This is a genomic window from Aeromonas sp. 130281, from assembly GCF_056642115.1.
In genome coordinates, this window is record NZ_JBWVQS010000001.1 from 1,234,592 (window position 1) to 1,255,320 (window position 20,729).

The 20,729-nt window shown below is 61.1% G+C and carries 20 protein-coding genes; 2 read left to right on the forward strand and 18 right to left on the reverse strand.

Translation table 11 applies throughout. The annotated features are described in order from the left end of the window. Positions 1 to 235 precede the first annotated feature (235 nt). The 14 genes from AC1IN8_RS05530 to tapM form a co-directional block, all read right to left on the reverse strand. Positions 236 to 817 carry an aminodeoxychorismate synthase component II gene (locus AC1IN8_RS05530; protein WP_479758317.1) on the reverse strand — a complete coding sequence of 194 codons (582 nt, stop codon included), beginning with the start codon at positions 815 to 817 and terminating at the stop codon, positions 236 to 238. 343 nt (positions 818 to 1,160) lie between these two features. Further along, positions 1,161 to 1,376: a hypothetical protein gene (locus AC1IN8_RS05535; RefSeq protein WP_106887541.1), complete on the reverse strand. Its 216-nt coding sequence runs from the start codon at positions 1,374 to 1,376 to the stop codon at positions 1,161 to 1,163. Between the two features lie 123 nt (positions 1,377 to 1,499). Next, positions 1,500 to 2,504: a tryptophan--tRNA ligase gene (gene trpS / locus AC1IN8_RS05540; RefSeq protein WP_025326158.1), complete on the reverse strand. Its 1,005-nt coding sequence runs from the start codon at positions 2,502 to 2,504 to the stop codon at positions 1,500 to 1,502. 17 nt (positions 2,505 to 2,521) lie between these two features. Then, positions 2,522 to 3,187: a phosphoglycolate phosphatase gene (locus AC1IN8_RS05545; protein WP_005329960.1), complete on the reverse strand. Its 666-nt coding sequence runs from the start codon at positions 3,185 to 3,187 to the stop codon at positions 2,522 to 2,524. Beyond that, positions 3,177 to 3,848: a ribulose-phosphate 3-epimerase gene (gene rpe, locus AC1IN8_RS05550; RefSeq protein WP_404837975.1), complete on the reverse strand. Its 672-nt coding sequence runs from the start codon at positions 3,846 to 3,848 to the stop codon at positions 3,177 to 3,179. Before rpe ends, AC1IN8_RS05545 begins: the two co-directional genes overlap by 11 nt. A 260-nt stretch (positions 3,849 to 4,108) precedes the next feature. Continuing rightward, a complete protein-coding gene (locus AC1IN8_RS05555) occupies positions 4,109 to 4,981 on the reverse strand; it encodes a Dam family site-specific DNA-(adenine-N6)-methyltransferase (RefSeq protein WP_479758318.1) in 873 nt (290 codons plus the stop codon). A gap of 70 nt (positions 4,982 to 5,051) precedes the next feature. After that, positions 5,052 to 6,590 (reverse strand): AAA family ATPase, encoded by a 1,539-nt coding sequence (locus AC1IN8_RS05560; RefSeq protein WP_479758320.1) that lies wholly within the window; start codon positions 6,588 to 6,590, stop codon positions 5,052 to 5,054. Further along, positions 6,580 to 7,662, reverse strand: a complete 1,083-nt coding sequence (aroB, locus tag AC1IN8_RS05565; protein WP_479758321.1) for a 3-dehydroquinate synthase — start codon at positions 7,660 to 7,662, stop codon at positions 6,580 to 6,582. Before aroB ends, AC1IN8_RS05560 begins: the two co-directional genes overlap by 11 nt. Before the next feature lie 16 nt (positions 7,663 to 7,678). Continuing rightward, a complete protein-coding gene (gene aroK / locus AC1IN8_RS05570; RefSeq protein ID WP_005329951.1) occupies positions 7,679 to 8,197 on the reverse strand; it encodes a shikimate kinase AroK in 519 nt (172 codons plus the stop codon). 191 nt (positions 8,198 to 8,388) lie between these two features. Continuing rightward, a complete protein-coding gene (locus tag AC1IN8_RS05575; protein ID WP_319912753.1) occupies positions 8,389 to 10,614 on the reverse strand; it encodes a type IV pilus secretin PilQ in 2,226 nt (741 codons plus the stop codon). Positions 10,615 to 10,630: 16 nt separating this feature from the next. Continuing rightward, positions 10,631 to 11,158 (reverse strand): pilus assembly protein PilP, encoded by a 528-nt coding sequence (locus tag AC1IN8_RS05580; protein ID WP_025326151.1) that lies wholly within the window; start codon positions 11,156 to 11,158, stop codon positions 10,631 to 10,633. Positions 11,159 to 11,160: 2 nt separating this feature from the next. Continuing rightward, positions 11,161 to 11,760, reverse strand: a complete 600-nt coding sequence (gene tapO / locus AC1IN8_RS05585; RefSeq protein WP_479758322.1) for a PilO family type IV pilus biogenesis protein TapO — start codon at positions 11,758 to 11,760, stop codon at positions 11,161 to 11,163. Continuing rightward, complete coding sequence (tapN, locus tag AC1IN8_RS05590; protein ID WP_265435806.1) at positions 11,757 to 12,326, reverse strand: PilN family type IV pilus biogenesis protein TapN; 570 nt, start codon at positions 12,324 to 12,326, stop codon at positions 11,757 to 11,759. The genes tapO and tapN overlap by 4 nt, the downstream gene beginning before the upstream one ends. After that, positions 12,314 to 13,375, reverse strand: a complete 1,062-nt coding sequence (tapM, locus tag AC1IN8_RS05595) for a PilM family type IVa pilus assembly protein TapM (protein WP_479758323.1) — start codon at positions 13,373 to 13,375, stop codon at positions 12,314 to 12,316. The genes tapN and tapM overlap by 13 nt, the downstream gene beginning before the upstream one ends. A gap of 297 nt (positions 13,376 to 13,672) precedes the next feature. Here tapM and AC1IN8_RS05600 point away from each other — a divergent pair, with 297 nt between their 5' ends. After that, positions 13,673 to 16,162 (forward strand): penicillin-binding protein 1A, encoded by a 2,490-nt coding sequence (locus AC1IN8_RS05600; protein ID WP_319917686.1) that lies wholly within the window; start codon positions 13,673 to 13,675, stop codon positions 16,160 to 16,162. A gap of 56 nt (positions 16,163 to 16,218) precedes the next feature. Here the strand turns inward: AC1IN8_RS05600 and oxyR are convergent, their stop codons facing one another. The 3 genes from oxyR to AC1IN8_RS05615 form a co-directional block, all read right to left on the reverse strand. Beyond that, positions 16,219 to 17,115 carry a DNA-binding transcriptional regulator OxyR gene (gene oxyR, locus AC1IN8_RS05605; RefSeq protein ID WP_139435706.1) on the reverse strand — a complete coding sequence of 299 codons (897 nt, stop codon included), beginning with the start codon at positions 17,113 to 17,115 and terminating at the stop codon, positions 16,219 to 16,221. 164 nt (positions 17,116 to 17,279) lie between these two features. Continuing rightward, positions 17,280 to 17,915, reverse strand: a complete 636-nt coding sequence (locus tag AC1IN8_RS05610) for a DsbA family protein (protein WP_479758324.1) — start codon at positions 17,913 to 17,915, stop codon at positions 17,280 to 17,282. Positions 17,916 to 17,993: 78 nt separating this feature from the next. Further along, complete coding sequence (locus tag AC1IN8_RS05615) at positions 17,994 to 18,854, reverse strand: Vmh family MBL fold metallo-hydrolase (RefSeq protein WP_202046675.1); 861 nt, start codon at positions 18,852 to 18,854, stop codon at positions 17,994 to 17,996. Between the two features lie 126 nt (positions 18,855 to 18,980). Here AC1IN8_RS05615 and AC1IN8_RS05620 point away from each other — a divergent pair, with 126 nt between their 5' ends. Beyond that, the gene (locus AC1IN8_RS05620; protein ID WP_139435713.1) at positions 18,981 to 19,883 is read left to right on the forward strand and encodes a LysR family transcriptional regulator; all 903 of its coding nucleotides are present in this window, start codon (positions 18,981 to 18,983) and stop codon (positions 19,881 to 19,883) included. 48 nt (positions 19,884 to 19,931) lie between these two features. Here AC1IN8_RS05620 and AC1IN8_RS05625 read toward each other — a convergent pair whose 3' ends face one another. After that, complete coding sequence (locus AC1IN8_RS05625; protein WP_479758325.1) at positions 19,932 to 20,714, reverse strand: BPSS1780 family membrane protein; 783 nt, start codon at positions 20,712 to 20,714, stop codon at positions 19,932 to 19,934. Positions 20,715 to 20,729: the final 15 nt, after the last annotated feature.

Here is a 20,729-nt window from a genome sequence, read left to right on the forward strand (position 1 = left end):
AAGTTAAATCCGTGTAAACGTGGCGGAATTATCACAGAAAAAAAGTAAAAAGTCTGTAACTTAACCGCCAATGAGGAACAATGTTCGATTGCCCGTGAGATTTTAGGCAACCGCATTGCATAACGGCTCAGGGGGTGTTGGCAAGAGATAATTTGGGCAGGAAGCAGGGTGAATAAAGTGTCAGGGAAAATTTTTTTGGCCTCATTTCGATTATGAGACGAGGATCACGATTTTTTCAGGAAACGGCCAAAAAGTTGGCCAGCAACTGGTGCCCCTGCTCGCTCAAAATACTCTCCGGATGGAACTGAACCCCTTCCAGCGCCACTGTTTTATGGCGCAGCCCCATGATCTCGTCCATGGAGCCATCGGCGTGTTCGCTCCAGGCGGTCACCTCGAAACAGTCGGGCAGGGTTTCGTACTCCACGATGAGCGAATGGTAGCGGGTGACCCGCAGCGGATCCTTGAGCCCCTTGAACACCCCCTCCCCCGTATGGCGGATGAGGGAGGTCTTGCCGTGCATCACCTGACGGGCGCGCACCACCCGGGCGCCGAACGCCTGGGCCAGGGACTGGTGGCCGAGGCATACGCCAAGAATGGGTATCTCACCGGCAAAACGGGAGATGGCCGCCAGCGAGATGCCCGCCTCGTTCGGCGTGCAGGGACCGGGAGAGATCACCAGATGACGGGGGGCAAGCCGGGCTATCTCTTCCAGGCTGAGCTCGTCGTTGCGCCTGACCACCACCTCCTGCCCCAGGGCGCCGAAATATTGCACCAGGTTCCAGGTAAAGGAGTCGTAGTTGTCGATGAGTAACAGCATGCAAAAGCCCTGAGAATGAGGTCGAGGCGGTGATCGGACAGCCATTGTGGCTATCTACGGACAAACGCCGCGCATTCTGGCATGTCTGCCTGGGTTAATAAACCGCTGAGGGGCTGTCGCACGGGTATGGAGGCGGCCTCTTTTCTACAAGATTAACTGTCTGCCAGCTCGACGGCATTGCCCCATGCAACCCATGCCCTTTAGCAGGGAGGCAAACGAGAACAGGCAGAAGACGCCGGATAGCCCATGACTGGACAGGGGAAAAGGCGAAGCAAGGCGCAAGGGCCGAAAGCGGGGTGTGAAATGGCGGCCCATCGGCAGATGGGCAGAGCCCGGGAGCGCCTCAGCGATCCAGATAACGCCCCTGCTCCAGCTCGCGCTCGCGCTGGCATTCGGCCAGATAGATGGCGGCGGCGATGGCCGGGGTCTTGTGGTGCTTGTCGATGGCATTGGAGACCATTAGCTGCAGGGTGTTGAGGTTCTTGGCCTTGCGGAACTTGCGCAGCCAGTGGCCCTTGTCACTCAGTTCTTCAATCACTGTATTTGATTCGACAGACATGCTTTCTCTTGGGGCAAGCGCCCGCGTTTGACATTGGAAGAGGAGATGACGAACCAGGGGTCGGGTAAAACAAAGAAAGCCAGGCAAATACCCAGCTCTCTACAACTACACCTTCCCAGTATGTCAGGCTCGAGGAACGAAGCCGACAACATCATATACGCTGATCAGGGTTTTTTCAGCCCTTTCCCGCGCCTTTTGTGCGCCAGCCGCCAAAATTGCCTGCAGATGAGTCTCATCCTGACGCAGCTCGCGGAAGCGGGCCTGGATGGGCTCCAGCAGGGCGACCACGGCATCGGCCGTCTCGCTCTTGAGGTGGCCGTACATCTTGCCCTCGAAGTGCTGCTCGAGCTCGGGGATGGAGCGACCAGTCACCCCGGACATCAGGGTCAGCAGGTTGGAGACCCCCGGCTTGTTCTCGGGATCGAAGCGCACCACGGCCGGCTCGTCGGAGTCGGTCATCGCCCGCTTGATCTTCTTGACGATCTGCTTGGGATCTTCCAGCAGGCCGATGAAGTTCGCCTCGTTGTCGTCGGACTTGGACATCTTCTTGGTGGGATCCTGCAGGCTCATCACCCGGGCACCGTCGGTCGGGATGAAGGGCTCAGGCAGGGTGAACACCTCGCCGTAGAGGTTGTTGAACCGGGTACAGATGTCGCGGGTCAGCTCCAGATGCTGCTTCTGGTCGTTGCCGACAGGCACCTGGTTGGCCTGATAGAGCAGGATGTCCGCCGCCATCAGCACCGGATAGCCGAACAGGCCGACGTTGACGTTGTTCTCGAAACGGGCGGACTTGTCCTTGAACTGGGTCATGCGCGACAGCTCGCCCATCTGGGTGTAGCAGTTCAGGATCCAGCCGAGCTCGGCGTGCTGGGGCACGTGGGACTGGATGAAGACGGTGCTCTTGGCCGGATCTATGCCGACCGCCAGATAGAGGGCGGCGGCATCCAGGCACGCCTTGCGCAGGGCGGCAGGCTCCTGGCGGGTGGTGATGGCGTGCAGATCGACGATGCAGTAGAGGCAGTCGAAGTCATCCTGCATGTTGACCCACTGACGCAAGGCTCCCATGTAGTTGCCTATGGTCAGCTGGCCCGAGGGTTGGGCCCCGCTCAATACGATTGGTTTAGCCATGAATGTGTTGATCCTTGTTATTCAGCCAAGAGGGCATCGAGCTCTGCAAACTGCTCGCATACCCAGTCAGGGCGGGAATCTGCGATGGGACGGCCATAGTTGTAGCCGTAGGTGAGCCCCACCACCTTCATGCCGGCAGCCTGGGCGGCCAGCACATCATTTTCGGAGTCCCCCACCATCAGGGTGCGGGACGGGCTGACCCCAAGCTCGTGGCAGGCGTGCAGCAGCGGATCCGGGCTCGGCTTCTTGACGGGCACGCAGTTGCCCCCCAGCCAGAGAGCGAAACAGTCGCCGATGCCGAGGGCATCCAGAATGGGCTGCACGAAGTGACTCGGCTTGTTGGTCACCACGGCCTGTCGGTAACCGAGCGCCTGCAGGCGACGCAGGCTCTGCTCCACCCCGTCATACATGGCCAGCCCTTGCAGCAGGCAGGCCTGATAGTGCTGGTCGAACAGGGGGCGGGCCTTGGCAAACAGCTCGGGCGCCTCGCGGTAATCGAGGGCACGCTGGATCAGCTTGTCGGCGCCATTGCCGACCCAGGTGCGTACCACGGCCTCGTCGGCCTCGGCCAGCCCCAGATCGGTCAGGGTGCGGTTGACTGCCAGCGCCAGCTGGGAGGCGCTGTCAATCAGGGTGCCATCCAGATCGAACAGTACCAGATCGAAGGGGCGTTCAACGGACATGAGCCAGCTCCGCCCGCATCTGGTCGATCACCGCCTTGTAATCCGGTTTGCCGAAGATGGCGGAGCCCGCCACGAACATGTCAGCCCCGGCGGCGGCGATGTCGCGGATGTTCTCCACCTTGACGCCACCGTCGATCTCGAGGCGAATGTCACGGCCGCTCTCGTCGATCAGGCGACGCACCTGACGCAGCTTGTCGAGGGTGCCGGGGATGAAGCTCTGACCACCAAAGCCCGGGTTGACCGACATCAGCAGGATCACGTCCAGCTTGTCCATCACGTACTCCAGGCAGGTGAGCGGCGTGGCCGGGTTCAGCACCAGACCGGCCTGGCAACCCTGTTCCTTGATGAGACCCAGGGTACGGTCCACGTGATCGGAGGCTTCCGGGTGGAAGGTGATCAGGTTGGCACCCGCCTTGGCAAAATCGGGCACGATGCGATCCACCGGCTTGACCATCAGGTGCACATCGATGGGGGCCTCGATGCCGTAGTCACGCAGGGCCTGACAGACCATGGGGCCTATGGTCAGGTTGGGGACATAGTGGTTGTCCATCACGTCGAAGTGCACCACGTCGGCTCCGGCGGCCAGCACCTTGGCCACATCCTCGCCCAGACGGGCAAAGTCGGCGGAGAGGATAGAGGGGGCAATCAGAAAGTCTTTCATCAGCGTCATCCATTGGCAGCGTGGCAGAAAAAGCGGCGCAATTTTACCGCAAACGTGGAATGAAAACGACCCGCAAGTGCAGAAGACCCGGACCGCGAGTCTCACCGCAAACACGGAATAAAAACGACCCGCAAGTGCAGAAGACCCGGACCGCGAGTCTCTCCGCAAACACGGAATAAAAACGACCCGCGCTTGCCCGACCAGACTGGCGCCGTGCCCGGGCAGAAACGACAACGGTCCCCGCAGGGACCGTTCATGACTCAGACGACAGAGACCTGCTCGGCCTCACCGGGGTAATGGCCCTGCTCGGGGGCTATGCCGGGCGGGTAGAGCGCCAGCAGCTCGGCCACCTTGTTGCGGCTGCCACCGTTGCGGCTGATGGTGCGCTTGACCAGGATCTCGTCCAGCCGGGCCCCGCGGTAGAGTTCCCGGGTCAGCTCGATGTCGTGGTTGCTGATGAGCACGGGCACCCCCTTGTGGGCGGCGGTATGACGGGCCAGCCTGGCCAGCAGGGCCTGATCGTCCAGGGTGAAGCCGCCAGCCGAGTAGGTGGTGAAACTCGCCGTGGTGGAGAGCGGCGCATAGGGGGGATCGCAGTAGATCACCCAGTCCTCCTCCGCCCTGGCCATGGCATCGGCATAACTCTCGCAGATGAAGGTGGCCTTCTGGGCCTTCTCGGCGAAGGCCCACAGCTCTTTCTCCGGGAAATAGGGCTTCTTGTACGAACCGAACGGCACGTTGAAGCCGCCCTTCTTGTTGTAGCGGCACAGGCCGTTGAACCCGTGGCGATTCAGAAACAGGAACAGCTGGGCCCGTTCGAACCCGGCCTCGGTCTGGTTGAACTGGGTGCGCAGCCGATAATAGGCGGTCTTGTGGTTGTGCTCGGCCACAAACAGCTTGCGCGCCTCGCGGATGAAGCTGTCCGGCTGCCGCTTGAGGTGATTGTAGAGACCGATCAGATCCGGATTGATGTCGTTGAGCACATAGGCATCGTAATCCGTGTTGAGAAACACCGAGCCCGCTCCGACGAAGGGCTCCAGCAACACACGCCCGGCCGGCAAGCGCTCGGCAATCTCTTCGACCAGGGAGTATTTTCCCCCGGCCCATTTTAAAAACGCGCGTGTTTTTTTCATGGAAGTCCGGTGTTAAGAAGGCAATGCCCAAAAAAGGGGGACGATTCTACCCCCTTCCCCGGGCGACTGGCTATTGCTTCAATTCTTTTTGTATCTGGGCAAACGACTTGGGCCAGGGTTGTCCCTTGAGCAAGGCGGGGGAGAGCTTGCGGATCGCCGCCTTGGCCTGGGTGCTGTTGGCATAGTCGCCCTGCACCACCACGTACCAGGGGCTGCCACGGAAGCGGGTCTTGTAGACCCAGACCTTGCCCGCCAGCCCATGCTCGGCCACGAAGCTGTCGACCGCCTTGGTGTTGCTCGCCCCCATCAGCTGGATGCTGTAGTGGTTCCTCGCCTTCTTGTTGAGGGTCGCCACCGGCGTCAGGGCCACCTTGGGTGCCGGCGCCGCGGCGGGCGCAGTCGCGGCAGGAGTGGGCGTCGTCTTGGCAACGGGCGCCGTGCTCTGTGCCTGTGCCGCCGCCCCGGTCGGAGCGGCACGGGAACTACCTCCGACCAGCTCGTCCACCACGGCCGTAGGCAGGGCACCGCTGACATTGGGCTGTGTCATCAGTTTCTCAACCACTTCGTCGGAGATGACGACCCGGCGCCCCTCGTAATTGCTCGATTCCGTGGTGACCGTCTCGCTCTCGACCTTCTTGGGCAAGGTCTTGGCATCGGGCTGCCAATCCCGGGCGACCTGGTTGCCTGAGACGCTGGCATCGGCGCCACTGCTCGCCTGGCTCCCTTGGGCACCGCTCGCCGCGCCGACGCTCAGCGGATCGGTCGCGACGGGGTCGGGCAACGCCATCCCCTGGGTCGAGGTCTGGGGTTGTTCCTTGCCCGCCTCCTCGAACAGGGGGAGATAGCTCAGGGCCAGCAAGCCAGCGGCCGCCAGGGCCAGCACGGTCGCAATCTTCTTGACGGGCAACTCGGCCTGACGTTTCTTGGGCCTTCTGTCGGTCATGACATCCTCCAATGACTGCATGATGGCGGACGGGTGTCCCCCCGCCCCCTTCAGGATCTCTTCCACTTTCGGCTTGGGCAAGAGGGCCGCCGGGATCTTCAGCTCCTTGGCCTTCTCATACAGGAAGATCCGTTGCTCAGGCGCGCTCAGTGGCGCGACTTCCAGCTCGAGCGCGGGCATGGCACGCCCCTTGAGGGCACTCTTCTGATCGCGACACCAGACGTCACTGCCCGAGAGCAGGATGGCCAGTTTATGGGGAGAGGCCAGGGTATCGTTGTGGCGACAGAGCGCCCACAGCTCCCCCACCAGTTCGGCGGGCAGGGTGTCGGCGCGCTCTATCATGAGCAGCAGGGTGGAAGGCTTGCCCTCCAGCATGCGGAAGAAGCTGTCGGCCAGCGCATCCTGCGCATTGAACAGGGGGCGCGCCACCACCTGCTGAAGCAGCAACTGGCGCACGTCCGCCATCTTCATGGTCGGGCTGCCGATAAGGCTCACCACCCGAACCGAGTCAGGCAGTTGGGCAAGCAGGGATTCACACAGGGTGCCACGGCCGCTGCCGGGCTTGCCTGAGAGAAAAATAAAGGGGTGATTGAACTCAATCAGATGCAGCAGCCGGTCAACCAGCTGCCGCTGGGAAGGCAATTTCAGCAATTTGTTATTGGTCACGACCAGACTCGATCACCGCCATCAATTGCGCATCCGTCACATCGGCCACCACCTGGGCCTGTCCGATCCCGATCGGCAACACCAGCCGCAGCTTGCCTTCCAGCACCTTCTTGTCACGGCGCATATGGCAAATGAAGGCGGCAAAATCCATCTCGGGCGGCGCCAGCACCGGCAGGTCCGCCGCCAGCAGCAGATCGCGGACTCGTGCAACCTCTTGCGCCGTCATGTCGCCACGGGCCAGGGCAGTCTCGGCCGCCAGCATCATGCCCGCCGCCACCGCCTCCCCATGGAGCCAGTTGCCATAGCCCTTCTCGGCCTCGATGGCATGGCCGAAGGTGTGACCCAGATTCAGCAGGGCGCGCACGCCATGCTCGGTCTCGTCCTGACCGACCACGTCGGCCTTGATTTCGCAGCAACGGCGAATGGCATAAGAAAGGGCATCGGCGTCAAGGCGTTGCAGCCGCGCCATGTTGACTTCGAGCCAGGAGAAGAAGGCCGCATCCCAGATGATGCCGTACTTGATCACCTCGGCCATGCCGGCGGCAAATTCCCGCGCAGGCAGGGTCTTGAGGCAATCGGTATCGATGATCACATGCTTGGGCTGATAGAAGGCACCCACCATGTTTTTGCCAAGAGGGTGGTTGACGGCGGTCTTGCCGCCGACGGAGGAGTCAACCTGGGAGAGCAGTGTGGTAGGCACCTGAATGAACGGAATGCCTCGTTGATAGCTTGCCGCAGCAAAGCCGACAACGTCGCCTATCACGCCGCCCCCCAGGGCGATGAGGGTGGTGTCACGACCATGACTGGTTTCCAGCAGAGCAGACATGATCCGCTCGAAGGTAGCCAGGGTCTTGTAGGCCTCGCCATCCGGCAGTATCAGGTGTTCAACCTGAAAACCGGGCAGCAACTGAATGATCTGCTCAAGATACAAGGGGGCGACGACAGTGTTGGTCACTATCATGACCCGCTTGCCCTTGATCGTCTGCGCCAGCACCTCGGGGCGTTGCAACAGACCAGCAGCTATCTCAATCGGGTAGCTGCGCTCACCCAGTTCGACCTTCAACCTTTCCATGGACGTCCTCTATTGATTACATGCCAATCAACTTAACGATTTGATTAGCTACAACTTTTGCACTTTGATCATCCGTCTGGATGACAAAGTCAGCGACTTCTTCATACAGGGCGTTGCGCTCGAGGGCCAGACGCTCCAGCACTTCGCGGGGCGGCTCTTCGGTTTGCAACAAGGGGCGACGCTTGTCTCTCTGGGTACGCGCCAGTTGCTTTTCAATGGTGGTTTCGAGGTAGACCACGATGCCGCGTGCAGAGAGTTTGTTGCGGGTCTCACGGCTCTTGATGGCGCCGCCGCCCGTTGCCAGCACGATACCCTGCTGCTCGGCGAGTTCACCGATCACCTTCTCTTCGCGGATCCGGAAACCCTCTTCGCCTTCAACATCGAACACCCAGCCGATATCGGCACCACTGCGGCGCTCAATCTCATGATCTGAGTCGAAAAACTCCATGTGCAGTTGTTCTGCCAGATGTCTACCTATGGTGCTCTTGCCCGCACCCATGGGACCTATCAGGAAAATATTGCGTTTCTCAGCCATGTCTTTTCGTTAGTAATTACAAACTGTATGGCCCCGGTAACTACTCGACCGGGGTACCTATGAACCTTATCTTGCGATGGATCAGGAGGGGGATTATCTCAATAGAAACCAGGACTGGCAACCGCAGCCCTTACGCCCCAGCCTCATCGGGGCGTAAGGTTATATGTGTTTTACCCTCACATGTAAAGTTTTCAGAGGGCGTCGGTGACTATCCTCGGGGTCACGAAGATCAGCAGTTCACGCTTCTTGTTCTCGCTGGTGGTTTTCTTGAACAGGTAACCGAGTCCGGGAATATCCCCCAGCAGCGGCACCTTGCTGACGTCGCTCTTGATGGTCTGCTGATAGATGCCGCCCAGCACCAGGGTCTCGCCGTTGTTGACCAGCACCTGGGTGGTGATGGACTGGGCGTTGATGGAGACCGCATCCCCGGTACCGGTCGGGACGGTTTCCCCCTTGGTATCCTGAGTCACGGTCAAATCCAGGATGACCCTGTTGTCCGGAGTGATCTGTGGCGTGACCTTGAGACTCAGCACCGCCTTCTTGAAGGTGACCGAGGTCGCCCCGCTGGACGAGGACTCCACATAGGGGATCTCTGTCCCCTGCTCGATCAGGGCCGGTTTCTGGTTCGCCGTGGTGACGCGAGGACTCGCGATGATCTCGGCCTTGCTCTCCTTCTCCAGCGCCGACAGTTCAAGGTCGAGCAGAGTGCCATTGGCCAGACGGGCAACCTGGAAGGCCAGGGTGCCGGCGGCATTGGTCACCGGCAGGTTGACGTTCAGCCGATCTTCTATCTCAGGTCGCGTGATGGTGGAGCTGCCGTCATTATTGCCGGCGCCATCATTGCCCTCTATGGTGCCCGAGGTGCCATTGCCATGACCATCCGTCTTGGTCACCCCCCAACGCACCCCCAATGCCTCGTCGAAGCCGTCGTCTATGGTCACCATGCGCGCCTCGATCACCACCTGCTTGACCGGAATATCGAGGATGTCCAGCATCCGCTTGACGTTGCTGATGACATCCGCCGTGTCCTTGACCACCAGCACGTTGGTGCGCTCATCCACGCTCACCGCCCCTCTGGGAGAGAGCAGCTTGGTACTCTCGGAGGAGAGCAGGGCCGCCACTTCGGATGCCTTGGCATAGTTGATCTGCAGATATTCGGTATAGAGCGGCGCGAGATCGGCCACCTGGTTGCGGCTCTCCAACTGCTGTTTCTCTCGTGCGGCAATCTCGTCCGCCGGGGCCACCAGCAGTATGTTGTTGTCCAGCCGCTTGTCGAGCCCTCTGACCTTGAGGATGATGTCGAGCGCCTGCTCCCAGGGCACACCATCGAGGCGCAACGTGATGTTGCCGGAGACGGAATCCGTGGTCACCAGGTTGAGGTTATTGAAGTCGGCGATGATCTGCAGCACGGTTCGAACAGGAATATCCTGGAAGTTCAGCGAGATTGGCTTGCCCTGATATTGTTTCGCTGTCGTGGTGGCAACGCGCTTTTTCACCTCTATGATGAACATCTTGTCGGCCTGGTCGTAGCGATAATCAAACTGGCCGTTGACCGAGAGCTCAAACAGGGTGTCATTGCCCTGGCGGAACACCTCCACCTGGGAGACCGGGGTCGCAAAATCCTGCACATTGATAAGATTCAGCTGATCATCCGGGATCCGGGTACCGTGGAACTTGGCGAGCACCTTCTGGCCACGACTGCTCACATCCACCGCCGCCGAGCTGTTGTCCAGGGTCACGAGAAACTCCCCCTGCCCCTCCTTGCCACGGCGAAAATCCACCCCCTTGACAGAGTTGAAATAAGCGCCGCCTGCATTCGCCTGAGAGACGGACAGCACGGGTTTGCTGGCCGCAACGGGGGCGGGAGCCGCCACGGGAGAGGAGACAGAGACGGGCTGAGCCTGGTACTGAGACTGGTTCTGGGCAACCCGCTGGGTATCAATCAGTGCAGACTGGGTCACAGGCTGACTCCTGACAAGTGCCGACGGACTGGCAGCAGGGGAGCTCGTCGTCGCAGCCACCGGCTGGCCGGCCTTCTCTCCCAATGACACCAGCAATTTGTTGCCCTGTTGATGGACCTGATAGGGGGTCAGTTGATCGAGCGCTATCTTGATATCCAGCCCCTCTCCCTTGCCCTCCACCTTGAGGTTGTCCACCCCCTGCTGCTTGATGGGCAGCGGATTGACCGTCAGTGCCCCTATGGCGCCTGGCACGTGCAGCAGGAGCTGATTGGGCTCATACGACAGTCTGTCGGTAAATCCGCTCACTGGCTCGCTGAAGCTCAGCTCCAGCAGGAGTTGATCGGCCAGCAGCGGATTCACCTTGACCTCCTGCAACGCCGGCACCGCCCACACCTGAGTACATGCGCCCAGCCACAGCAGCGCTACACCCCTCATCCTTCTTATTGTTGTTCTCATCTCTGCTCATCCCTGATCATAGTTTTGCGTCGAGATTGGCCATGGCCAGCTGAGTTTCTCGGGTGACCCAGCATCCTTTGCCATCCGGTACCGTTTCCATCAAGTCAACATGGGTATTCGTTATCTTGATGACTCTTCCCTGATCCAGTCCCATGTACTGATTGAGCCCCACACGCACGGCTTGCCCGTCCGGGGTCCTGATCAGTGCCCACAACTGTCCCTGCTTGCCGATGGATCCCTTCATGCTCAGACTGGCCAGCGAGTAACGCTCCAGCACCTCCTTCTCCCGACTGGCCACTATCTGGGCGCAGTCCGGTTTGGTCTTGGCATCCACCCTGGAGCTGGTCTCCGGTTGCGGTTCAATGAAGGGACTGCGTTGATCGCTGCGCTGATAGGCCATGGGGGAGAATGGTTTTATCTCCGGCAAGGGCTCGATCGGGATGGGTTTCCTCGCCTTGGTTTGTTGTACGTACTCGTCCATGTCCTCCTGCCCGCCACAGGCCGTCAACAACAGCACCGGCAAGAGGAGTCCGATCACTCTCATGCTCATGGCTTCTGCTCCAGGGTTTTACCGTTGTACTTGTAGGTCTTGGCCTGCATGGACATGCCTATCAACTCGTCCTGACCCGGGCCTTGATTGAGCTGAAACGACTCCAGGATCACGATGCGCGGCAACGCGGCCATGTCTGCCGTGAACTTGCCGAGCTCGTGATAGGTACCCACCACCTCGATGCGCATGGGCAGTTCGGTCGAGAATTCGTGTTTGACCTCTGCCTCCCAGTTGATCCTGTTCAATTTGAGCCCGTTATCGGTGGCAATGAAGCTGATGTCATCCAGCAGCCCCGCCACTTCATGGGTGTTGGGCAACTGCTTGAGCTGGGTATCCACCAGATGCTCCAGTTGCACCATCTGCTTCCTGTACGCCTCCAGGTTGGCGGCCAGCATGGCCTTGCTCTCGAATTGGGCCTTCAGCCCCTGCTCTTTAGCGGCCTCCTGGCGCAAGGCCGTCAGGGAGTTGGCAATCACATAGTAGTAAATGGCGCCGCCCAGCAGAGCGCAGCAGAACAGGATGAAGATCCCCTTGGCGACTTTCGGCCAGCGCGCGATGTCATTGAGATCCAGGTCATTGAGCTGTTGCAGGTTCATTGTTGCCCCTTAGTCGCGACCGGAGCGACGCCAGCAATCTGGAACATCATGGAGAACTGGCTGAGGGCCACGGGCGCCACATCTGCTGAGAAGATGGTGCTGAGCTGCGATTGTCCCAGCCAGCCAGACCCGTCGATGCGCCTCATCATGCTGGCAACCCGGCCATAGGCTTCGGCCTTGCCGTTGACATCGATTCTGTTTGCCTGCAAGGCCAGTGTATTGAGATAGACCCCATTGGGCACCAGCACGGGTAGCTGGTTGAACAGGCGTACCGGTATGTTGCGCCTTGTCTGCAACTGCTCGATAAGCTGCATCCGATCAATCAGCTCCTTGCGGCGCTCCTTGAGCAGCCGGATCTCGCCGAGCTGGGTATCGAGCGTGGCCATCTCCTGCAACAGACGTTGGTTGCGCTGTTGCTGATACCCGATCTGCTGCTGCACCAGCCAGTCGACGGCAAAGGCAAGAGAGGCGGTGGCTGCCAGAAAAAGACCGATCATGATGCCAAACTGCTTCTTCTGGCGCTGGGCCCTGGCCAGCCGCCAGGGCAGGAGGTTTATATTTGACATGGTGTGAAGCTCCGCAGTGCCAGACCGAATGCCGCCATGTATTTGGCCCCATGGATGAGACCGCCTTCCCCCCTGGGCTTGCCAAACAGGGCGAAGGGGTCGGGATGCAGCACTTCACAGTTGAGCTCGCTGCCCAACTGTCCGACGAGACCAGGCAGCAGACTGCCCCCTCCCGTCAGCACCAGTTTTGACAGCTCCTTGTTGCCGGACGAGCTGCAATAGAGCTGCACATTGCGCCTGACCTGCAACACCAAGGTACTGAGGTGGGGCAACAACACATCCACTTCATGGTCGGCAGGCAAGCTGCCCTGAACCTTGGCAAGCTCCGCCTCGTCCAGGCTCATGCTGTAAAAAGAGGCCAGGGCCTGGCTGTATTGATCGCCACCGAAATTCTGCAGGCGGGAGTAGACGACCTCCCCCCTGAGCAGGGCGGCAAAGGTCATGGCACTGGCGCCGATGTCGACGATGCCGACCGGCTTGTCCCAGGTTTGCAGCTCGGGCAGACAGGCCAGCACGGCACGTCCCAGCGCATGGGCCCCCACGTCCACCACCATGGTATTCATGCCGGCCTCCGTCAGCGCACTGACCCGGCCGTTGACGCTCTCGGTGCGCGCCGCGCTCAGCAGCACCTCCTGGCGGCTCTCGTCGGCCGTCAGGCCGAGGATCTCGAAATCCAGGCTGACCTCGTCGAGGGGGAAGGGAATGAGCTGTTCTGCCTCCAGGTGAACCTGGTTCTCCAGCTCGTTCTCGTTGATGTTGGCATCAACCTGAATAACCTTGGTGATGACATTGGAGCCTGTCACGGCGGTGGCCACCTGCTGACAATCCCCTTGAATGAGCCGCTTGAGCGACTTGAGGGACTGGCTGACCCGTTCAATGTCCTGCAGTTGATAATCGACCAGGGTGCCCTTGGGCATGGGTATCTCGGCAACCGATTCGAGATGCACCTTGCCAGGACGTCCGCTGAGGGTGACGGCCTTGATGGTTTGACTGCCAAAATCAATGCCCGCCAAGGAGAGGAGGGATCCCTTACTTAATAGCCCAAACATATACACATCCATGCGTTATTGGGTTTTAGGACTTATTGTAGGACAGCGCATCACGAGGTGATGACTTAACTCAATATAATGCTCTATCTATCAATGTCATAAAGTTTATGTCAAAAGTTGACGCTGCTCTCCTTTCGGCCTTGATTGCGGCCCCCTTGGTAATTGCGTCCTGGAATGCTACCCTCCCGCCTCTTCTCGAGGTCGATGTCCCCGGACAGGAAAACCTCGAATCCGCGAGGGTAAAAAGGCTATACTCTGCGCCCGTTGGCTAATTTTAAGACGATTGGTAGTTCTTCCATGCTGAAATGGCTCGTTCGCCTGTTTATTGTCATGATGCTGGGTGCAGTGCTGGGTGTTGCCAGCCTCATCGGCATCTACTTCTACATCAAGCCCCAGTTGCCGGATGTGAGCGCCCTGCGCGATGTCAAACTGGCCACCCCGATGAAGGTGTACAGCCGGGATGGGGAGTTGATCTCCCAGTTCGGCGAAATTCGTCGTATCCCGTTGCGGCTGGATGAAATTCCCCAGTCCATGATAGATGCCGTGCTTGCCACCGAAGATGCTCGCTTCTATGAGCACCCGGGCATAGACCCCATCGGCATCATCCGGGCCGCCACCGTCTGGGCCGTCTCCGGCCAGGCCCGCCAGGGCGCCAGTACCATCACCCAGCAGGTTGCGCGCAACTTCTTCCTGAGCAACGAGAAGACCCTGGTGCGCAAGATAAAGGAAGTCTTCCTGGCCTGGCGCATCGAGCAGAATCTCTCCAAGGATGAGATCCTCACCCTTTATCTCAACAAGATCCCCCTGGGTTACCGGGCATTCGGGGTCGGCGCCGCCGCCCAGGTCTACTTCGGCAAAGACGTCAAGGATCTGACTCTGGACGAGATCGCCATCATAGCCGGGTTGCCGAAAGCCCCCTCCATGCTGAACCCCATACGTTCGCCTGAGCGTGCCTTTGCGCGCCGCAACGTGGTGCTGGGCCGCATGCTGGAGACCGGCAAGATCACCCAGGCCCAGTTTGACGAGGCCTCCAAGATGCCGGTCAAGGCCCGTTACCACGGTGCCGAGACGACACTCAACGCCCCTTACCTGAGCGAGATGGTGCGCCAGAAGATGGTGGAGCAGTTTGGTGAAGATGCCTACACCATGGGGCTGCACGTCTACACCACTGTCACCGCCAAGCGCCAGCGTGCCGCCCACCAGGCGCTGCTGGACGGCGTCTTCGACTATGACACCCGCCACGGCTATCGCGGCCCGACAGCCCTGCTGTGGAAGGCCGGGGAAACGGCCTGGGACTACGACCAGATCATGGCCCACCTGGCCAAGCAACCGACCTACCAGCCCCTGATGGCCGCCGTGGTCACCAAGGTCGGTGACAAGAGCGCCACTCTGGTGCTGAAGAATGGCAAGCAGGCCGAACTCGGCTGGAACGGCATCAAGTGGGCCCGAACCTTCATCACCGACGATCGCCAGACCTATCCACCGAAATCGGCACGGGACGTGCTGAAGGTCGGCGCCCAGATCTGGGTGCGGGAGAAAGGGGAAGAGCTGCTGCTCTCCCAGATCCCTGACGTCAACGCCGCCCTGGTCGCCATGAACCCGCAGGACGGTGCCATCGAGGCCCTGGTCGGCGGCTTCAGCTTCGAGATCTCCAAGTTCAACCGGGTCGATCAGGCTCGCCGCCAGGTCGGCTCCAACATCAAGCCCTTCCTCTATGCCACCGCGCTGGAGCAGGGCTATACCCTGGCGTCCCTCATCAACGACGCCCCGATCAACCAGTGGGATCCCGCCAAGGGCCCCATGTGGCAGCCCAAGAACTCGCCGGCCATCTATGAGGGCCCGACCACCTTGCGCCTTGGCCTCGCCAAGTCCAAGAACGTGATGTCGGTCCGGCTGATGCGCGCCATCGGGCTGGATACCTATATCGATGGCCTGACCCGCTTCGGCTTCGCCCGCGAGCACATCTCGGCCAACGAATCCCTGGCCCTGGGGGCCGCCGAATTCACCCCGCTGGAAGTGGTGCGCGGCTACTCTGTACTGGCCAATGGTGGCTTCCAGGTGACGCCTTACTTCATCACCGAAGTGACCGACAGCTTTGGCACTCCCCTGTATCAGGCCAATCCGGCCGCCGCCTGCCGCGACTGTGGTGTGCTGGCCGCCGCCGGGCTCGACAGCGCCGATGCCTACGCCAACACAGTCCCAGACTGGAAGGCCCAGTGCCCGATTGACCCTGTCGTGCCCAACAACATGGCGCCCCAGACCATCAGTGCCCAGAGCGCCTTCCTGATCACCGATACCCTGACCACCGCCATCTGGGGTGGCAATGGCTGGCGTGGCACCGGCTGGCGCGCGGCCCGTGACCTCAAGCGTCACGACATCTCGGGCAAGACGGGGACCACCAACGAATCGAGGGATGCCTGGTTCTCCGGTTACACCCCGAATCTGGTGGCCACCTCCTGGATAGGTTTTGACAACCACCAGCGCGGTCTCGGCCGGGCCGAATTCGGGGGCGGCGCCGCCCAGCCCATCTGGATCGACTTCATGAAGACGGCCCTGCAGCAAGTGCCCGAGCGCAAGATGCCGGTTCCCGAAGGGATCATGCAGGTACGCATCGATCGGGAGACGGGTCTGCTGACCAACCGCACCGATGGCGCCAGCATGGAGGAGTTCTTCAAGGAGGGGACTGAACCGACCCGCTATGCGAGCCAGCTCTCCGATGGCAATCAGGTCTACGGCGGCGATGGCTCCAGCAGCGATGGCCCCGTCTCCACCGACGACATCTTCTAAGCTGCCCGTTGAGGCAAAAAAAACCGGCGCCCTGGCGCCGGTTTTTTTATCTGCCCTCAGCCGAGCAGTCCCTTCATCAGGGCCGAGATGCGGGAGGCCAGTTCATTGAAGCAGGGGCGACGCACCGAGTAGTGGCGATAGAGCAGGGAGATGGTGCGCCCCGGCACCGGGTCTATCACCGGACGATAGCTGACGCCTCCCTCCTCGGCGTTGGCGGGCACCGCCAGCCTGGGCACCAGCGTCATGCCGCTGCCGGCCGCCACCATGTTGCGCAGGGTCTCGAGACTGGTGCCCTTGAAGCGCTGATCCTCGCCGATGCCGGCGGCAAAACAGAAGCCCATCGCCTGATCCCGCAGGCAGTGACCGTCGGCCAGCATCAGCAACTTCTTGCCCTTGAGATTGCCAAGCGGCACCGCCCTGGCACTGGCTTCAGGATGATGCTGGGGCACCGCCAGCCACATGGGCTCCTGATAGAGGGGGATGGAACCAAAACCGTCCATGCCCTCCAGCTCGGCGAGCACCAGGCAATCCAGCTCCCCCTCCTCCAGCCGCTTGAGCAGCACCTGGGTCTGCTCTTCGTAGAGATAGAACTCCAGCTTGGGGAAGTGTTCCCGCAGATCCTGAATGATGTGGGGCAAGAGATAGGGACCCACGGTGGGAATGAAGCCGATGTGGATCTCGCCGGACATGGGCTCGGCGAAGTGCTGGCCTATGCTCTTGAGCTCGCGCACCTCTTTGAGCACCTTGCGGGCCTGCCGGGCCATGGCATCGCCGGCCGGGGTAAACAACACCTTGCGGGAGGTGCGCTCGATCAGGATCACTCCCAGCTCATCTTCCAGCTTGCGCAGCTGGCCGCTCAGGGTCGGCTGGCTGACGAAGCAGCGCTCCGCCGCCTTGCGAAAATGTTTCTCCTCTTCCAGCGCTACCAGGTACTCGAGATCGCGAAGGTTCATAGGTACTGCATCCTGCCAATCAAAGAGGCCGTTAGCATGCCCAAGAACGGTGCGGGGGACAAGGGAAGCCCGAAACGGGGAGCGCTCTCCCCTGCCCCGCTCACCCGACATGCCCATTGCCGTGACCCTGAGGGCCGGTGCGGCAAACCCGGGCATGGCCCGGATCAGGCCGCTATCAGGGCGGCGAGATGGCTCGCGAAGGCTTGCGGCTCCCCCAAGAACGAGGAGACGGGCAGCGGGATGAGGCTTCCCCCCCGCATCAGCCCGAGGGTCGGGAACCCCTGCCCGCCGAGCCGACGCAGCCAGCCCTGGCTTTGGGCCAGATGCCCGGCGAGATCCACCTGACCAAAGGCCAGGGCGAACGCCTCCGGCGCTATGCCCTGCTCCTGCGCCAGCCGCGCGAGATGGGCCTGGTCGCCAACCCACTGACCGTCAAGGTAATGGGACTGCTGAATGCGATGCAGCAGGCTCAAACCATCACCACCCAGCTCGGTGACCGCCAGTATGGCCCGGATGGGGGGCTCTGAGTCGAGCAGGAGGCCGTCCCTGAGCAGGAGCTCGTTGAAGTAGCGCTCACCAAAAGGCTGGCCGGTCAGGGCCTGGATCCGCTCGTCATGGGGGCGGACATGGTCCCGCAGGGCCTGGCCCATGGGCTGGCGGCGCGGGCCCAGCCAGAGGCCGCCCGCATGCAGCGCGATCTGCAAATCCGGGATCCCGGCTGCGGCCTCGAGCAGGGGGGCGGCGCCATAGCACCAGCCACAGAGGGGGTCATAGACATAGTGCAGTGTGATGTCGTTCATCTGAGTGATCCTCGGCAGTTGATCAAAAAACCGGGCAATCAATGCCCGGCAAAAACACAGGGAAAGGGACTCAGTCCATTACCACTTCATCTCGCCCATGTTGACCTTGGCACCGATGGCCAGGCCATCGTCCACCGGCAGGGACGGGAACGCCTTCTTCAGGCCGTCGATCAGCTGATCGCTGTTCTTGGCGGAGGCCAACGCCTGCTCGAAGCGCTGGACGTAGTCACGGGTAAAGGTCACGGCGGCAGTGCCTTTGGGCGCGGTGCCCAGGAAGTGGCCCGGTACCACGCGCTCGGGTTTCAAGGCCAGCAGGTTGTCCAGCGCCTTGACCCAGTTGCTGCGGGCCGCCTTGGTCTGGCTGTCCGCCATCCAGACATGCACCCCGCTGTATACCGGCACGCCGCCAAACGCCGTCTTGATGGAGGGAGCCCAGAGGTAGGCATTCGGGGTGTTCATCTCCTTGATTTCAATCTTCTCGCCATCCAGGGTCAGGTGGGAGGCCGTCATCACCTGCGGCACGGTCAGACTCTTCGGTGCGCCCTTGCCCAGGATCGGGCTCCAGTAGCTCAGCTTGGCATCCTTGGTCTGGTTGATATGGTCAACCACATGCTGGTCGGCCAGCACTTTGACATCCGGGAACGCCGCCATGACGGGCTCCAGACCGAAGTAGAAGTCGGGGTCACCAGCACTGATATAAACAGTGGTCAGTTTCTTGCCGCTCTGCTTGATCATGTCGACCAGCGCCTGGCCATTTTGCACGTCGAACTGGGCATCGATCAGGATCGCCTCCTTGTCACCGGTCACCAGTGAGGAAGAGACCGGGAAGATCGCCTTCTCGCCAGGGTTGTAGACGGTCACATTCAGGGGAGCGGCCAGCGCGGCGCCACCGAGCAGGGTGGTAGCCAGAGTCAGGTTGCGGACCAGGGTGTTGTTCATCATCTATTCCTCATTAAGTATTCGGGGTTCACTTGATGGACACAGTGTATTGGATCGCCTAAGGTGCAAATACAGCATAAAAAGCGCATCACTGTTGCACATATCGAACATATAGAGGCACTGAGCATGGACCGACTGACCGCATTGCGGGTTTTCGTCTGCGTGGTCGAACAGGGCAGCCTGAGCGGCGCCGGAGAGAAACTGGAGATGTCCCGCGCCATGGTCTCGCGCTATCTGGCCGAGCTGGAGCGCTGGATGGGGGCCAGACTGCTGCACCGTACCACCCGTCGGCTGAGCCTGACCGGACCGGGGGAAGAGGCACTGAACCGGGCCAGGGCCATGCTGGCGCTGGGGGAAGAGATGGAGCATCTGGCCATCCGCAGTGACGAGGCCCCCAAGGGGCAACTGCGCATCACCAGCAGCTACTCCCTCTCGGAAGCCCTGCTGGTCAAGGCGGCGGACGACTACCTGGCTCGCTACCCCGGTACGGCCATCGACATCCTGCTGCTGGACAGAACCGTCAACCTGGTGGAGGAGCGGATCGATCTCGCGGTGCGCATCACCAACGATCTGGATCCCAACCTGGTGGCGCGCCGCCTCGGCACCTGCCACTCCGTCGTCTGCGCCAGTCCCGCCTATCTGGCCCGCCATGCGCCTTTGCAGCAGGTGCAGGATCTGGCCCTGCACAACTGCCTCACCTACACCTATTTCGGCAAGAGCCTGTGGGAATTTCAGGGACCCGGGGGCCCGGAGTCCGTGCCGGTGAGCGGCAACCTCAGCGCCAACATCTCCAACCTGCTGCTGGCGGCAACCCTGGATGGAGCGGGGATCAGCCTGCAGCCACGCTACTCGGTGCAGGCCCACCTGGAGAGCGGCGCCCTGGTGCCTCTGCTGACCCAGTGGCAGCCCAAGCAGCTCGGCGTCTATGCCGTCTATGGCACCCGCAAGCAGATGTCCCCCCTGCTGCGCAGCTTCCTCGACTTCCTGATCGCGCACATGGCGGACGATCCCCTGTGGCAGGCCAGCTGAGGGCCCATGAAAAAGGGGCCTGTCGGCCCCCTGTCATCCTGTGTCGGCTTATGCCTCGAAGCCAAACGCCTTGACCGGCGACTCGCCGTCGTCGGAAGCCTCCTCGTCCACATAGATGTCGCGATAGGCGGCGTAGATGGAGTAGTTGATGGCCGGCAACACCACCAGCAGACCCACCAGCATCAAAAGCGCACCAAAGAAAATCAGCACGGCCCCCAGCAGCCCCCACCAGAGGAAGGGCCAGATGTTGCAAAGACAGCCCTTGAAGCTGAGCCTGGCCGCCTGCCAGGCACCCACGCCGTGGAAGAAGATGAGGGCGGGAGCGAAGGTGATGGCCATCAGCACGGGCACCAGCAAGGCCAGCCCCAGCAACAGGCAGAGCAGGAACCCCTGCGCCTGTTCGGGGGTCAGGGTCAGGGTCTCCGGATCCTGGGAGAGCAGGCCGGTCAGGCCCCACTGATGCAGCATGAAGGCGCAGATGAGCAGTATCCCCATGAACAGGGCGAGCACCATCAGCCCCCCCAGCATCAGCGGGGTCAGCCGGTGACGAAAACCGGCGAAGAAGTCGGCAAACTGCAGGGGGTGACCCTCATGACCCCGGCGGGCCACCGCCACCCAGCCAGCGCCCCACACCATGTAAAGCAGCTGGGAGATGAAGCCCCCTGCCGGCAGCTGTTCCAGCAACATGCCCACCAGGAACCAGATCACTATCATGGCCACGCTGGCGCCCATGCCCCTGTTGAAGATGTCGAACCCGGTGCGGATCCAGATCCAGCCCTGCCCTATGGTGTGGCGTCTGGGTTCGCGGCGCAGGGCGCTGTCACTGTTCATCATTGACCTCGTCGA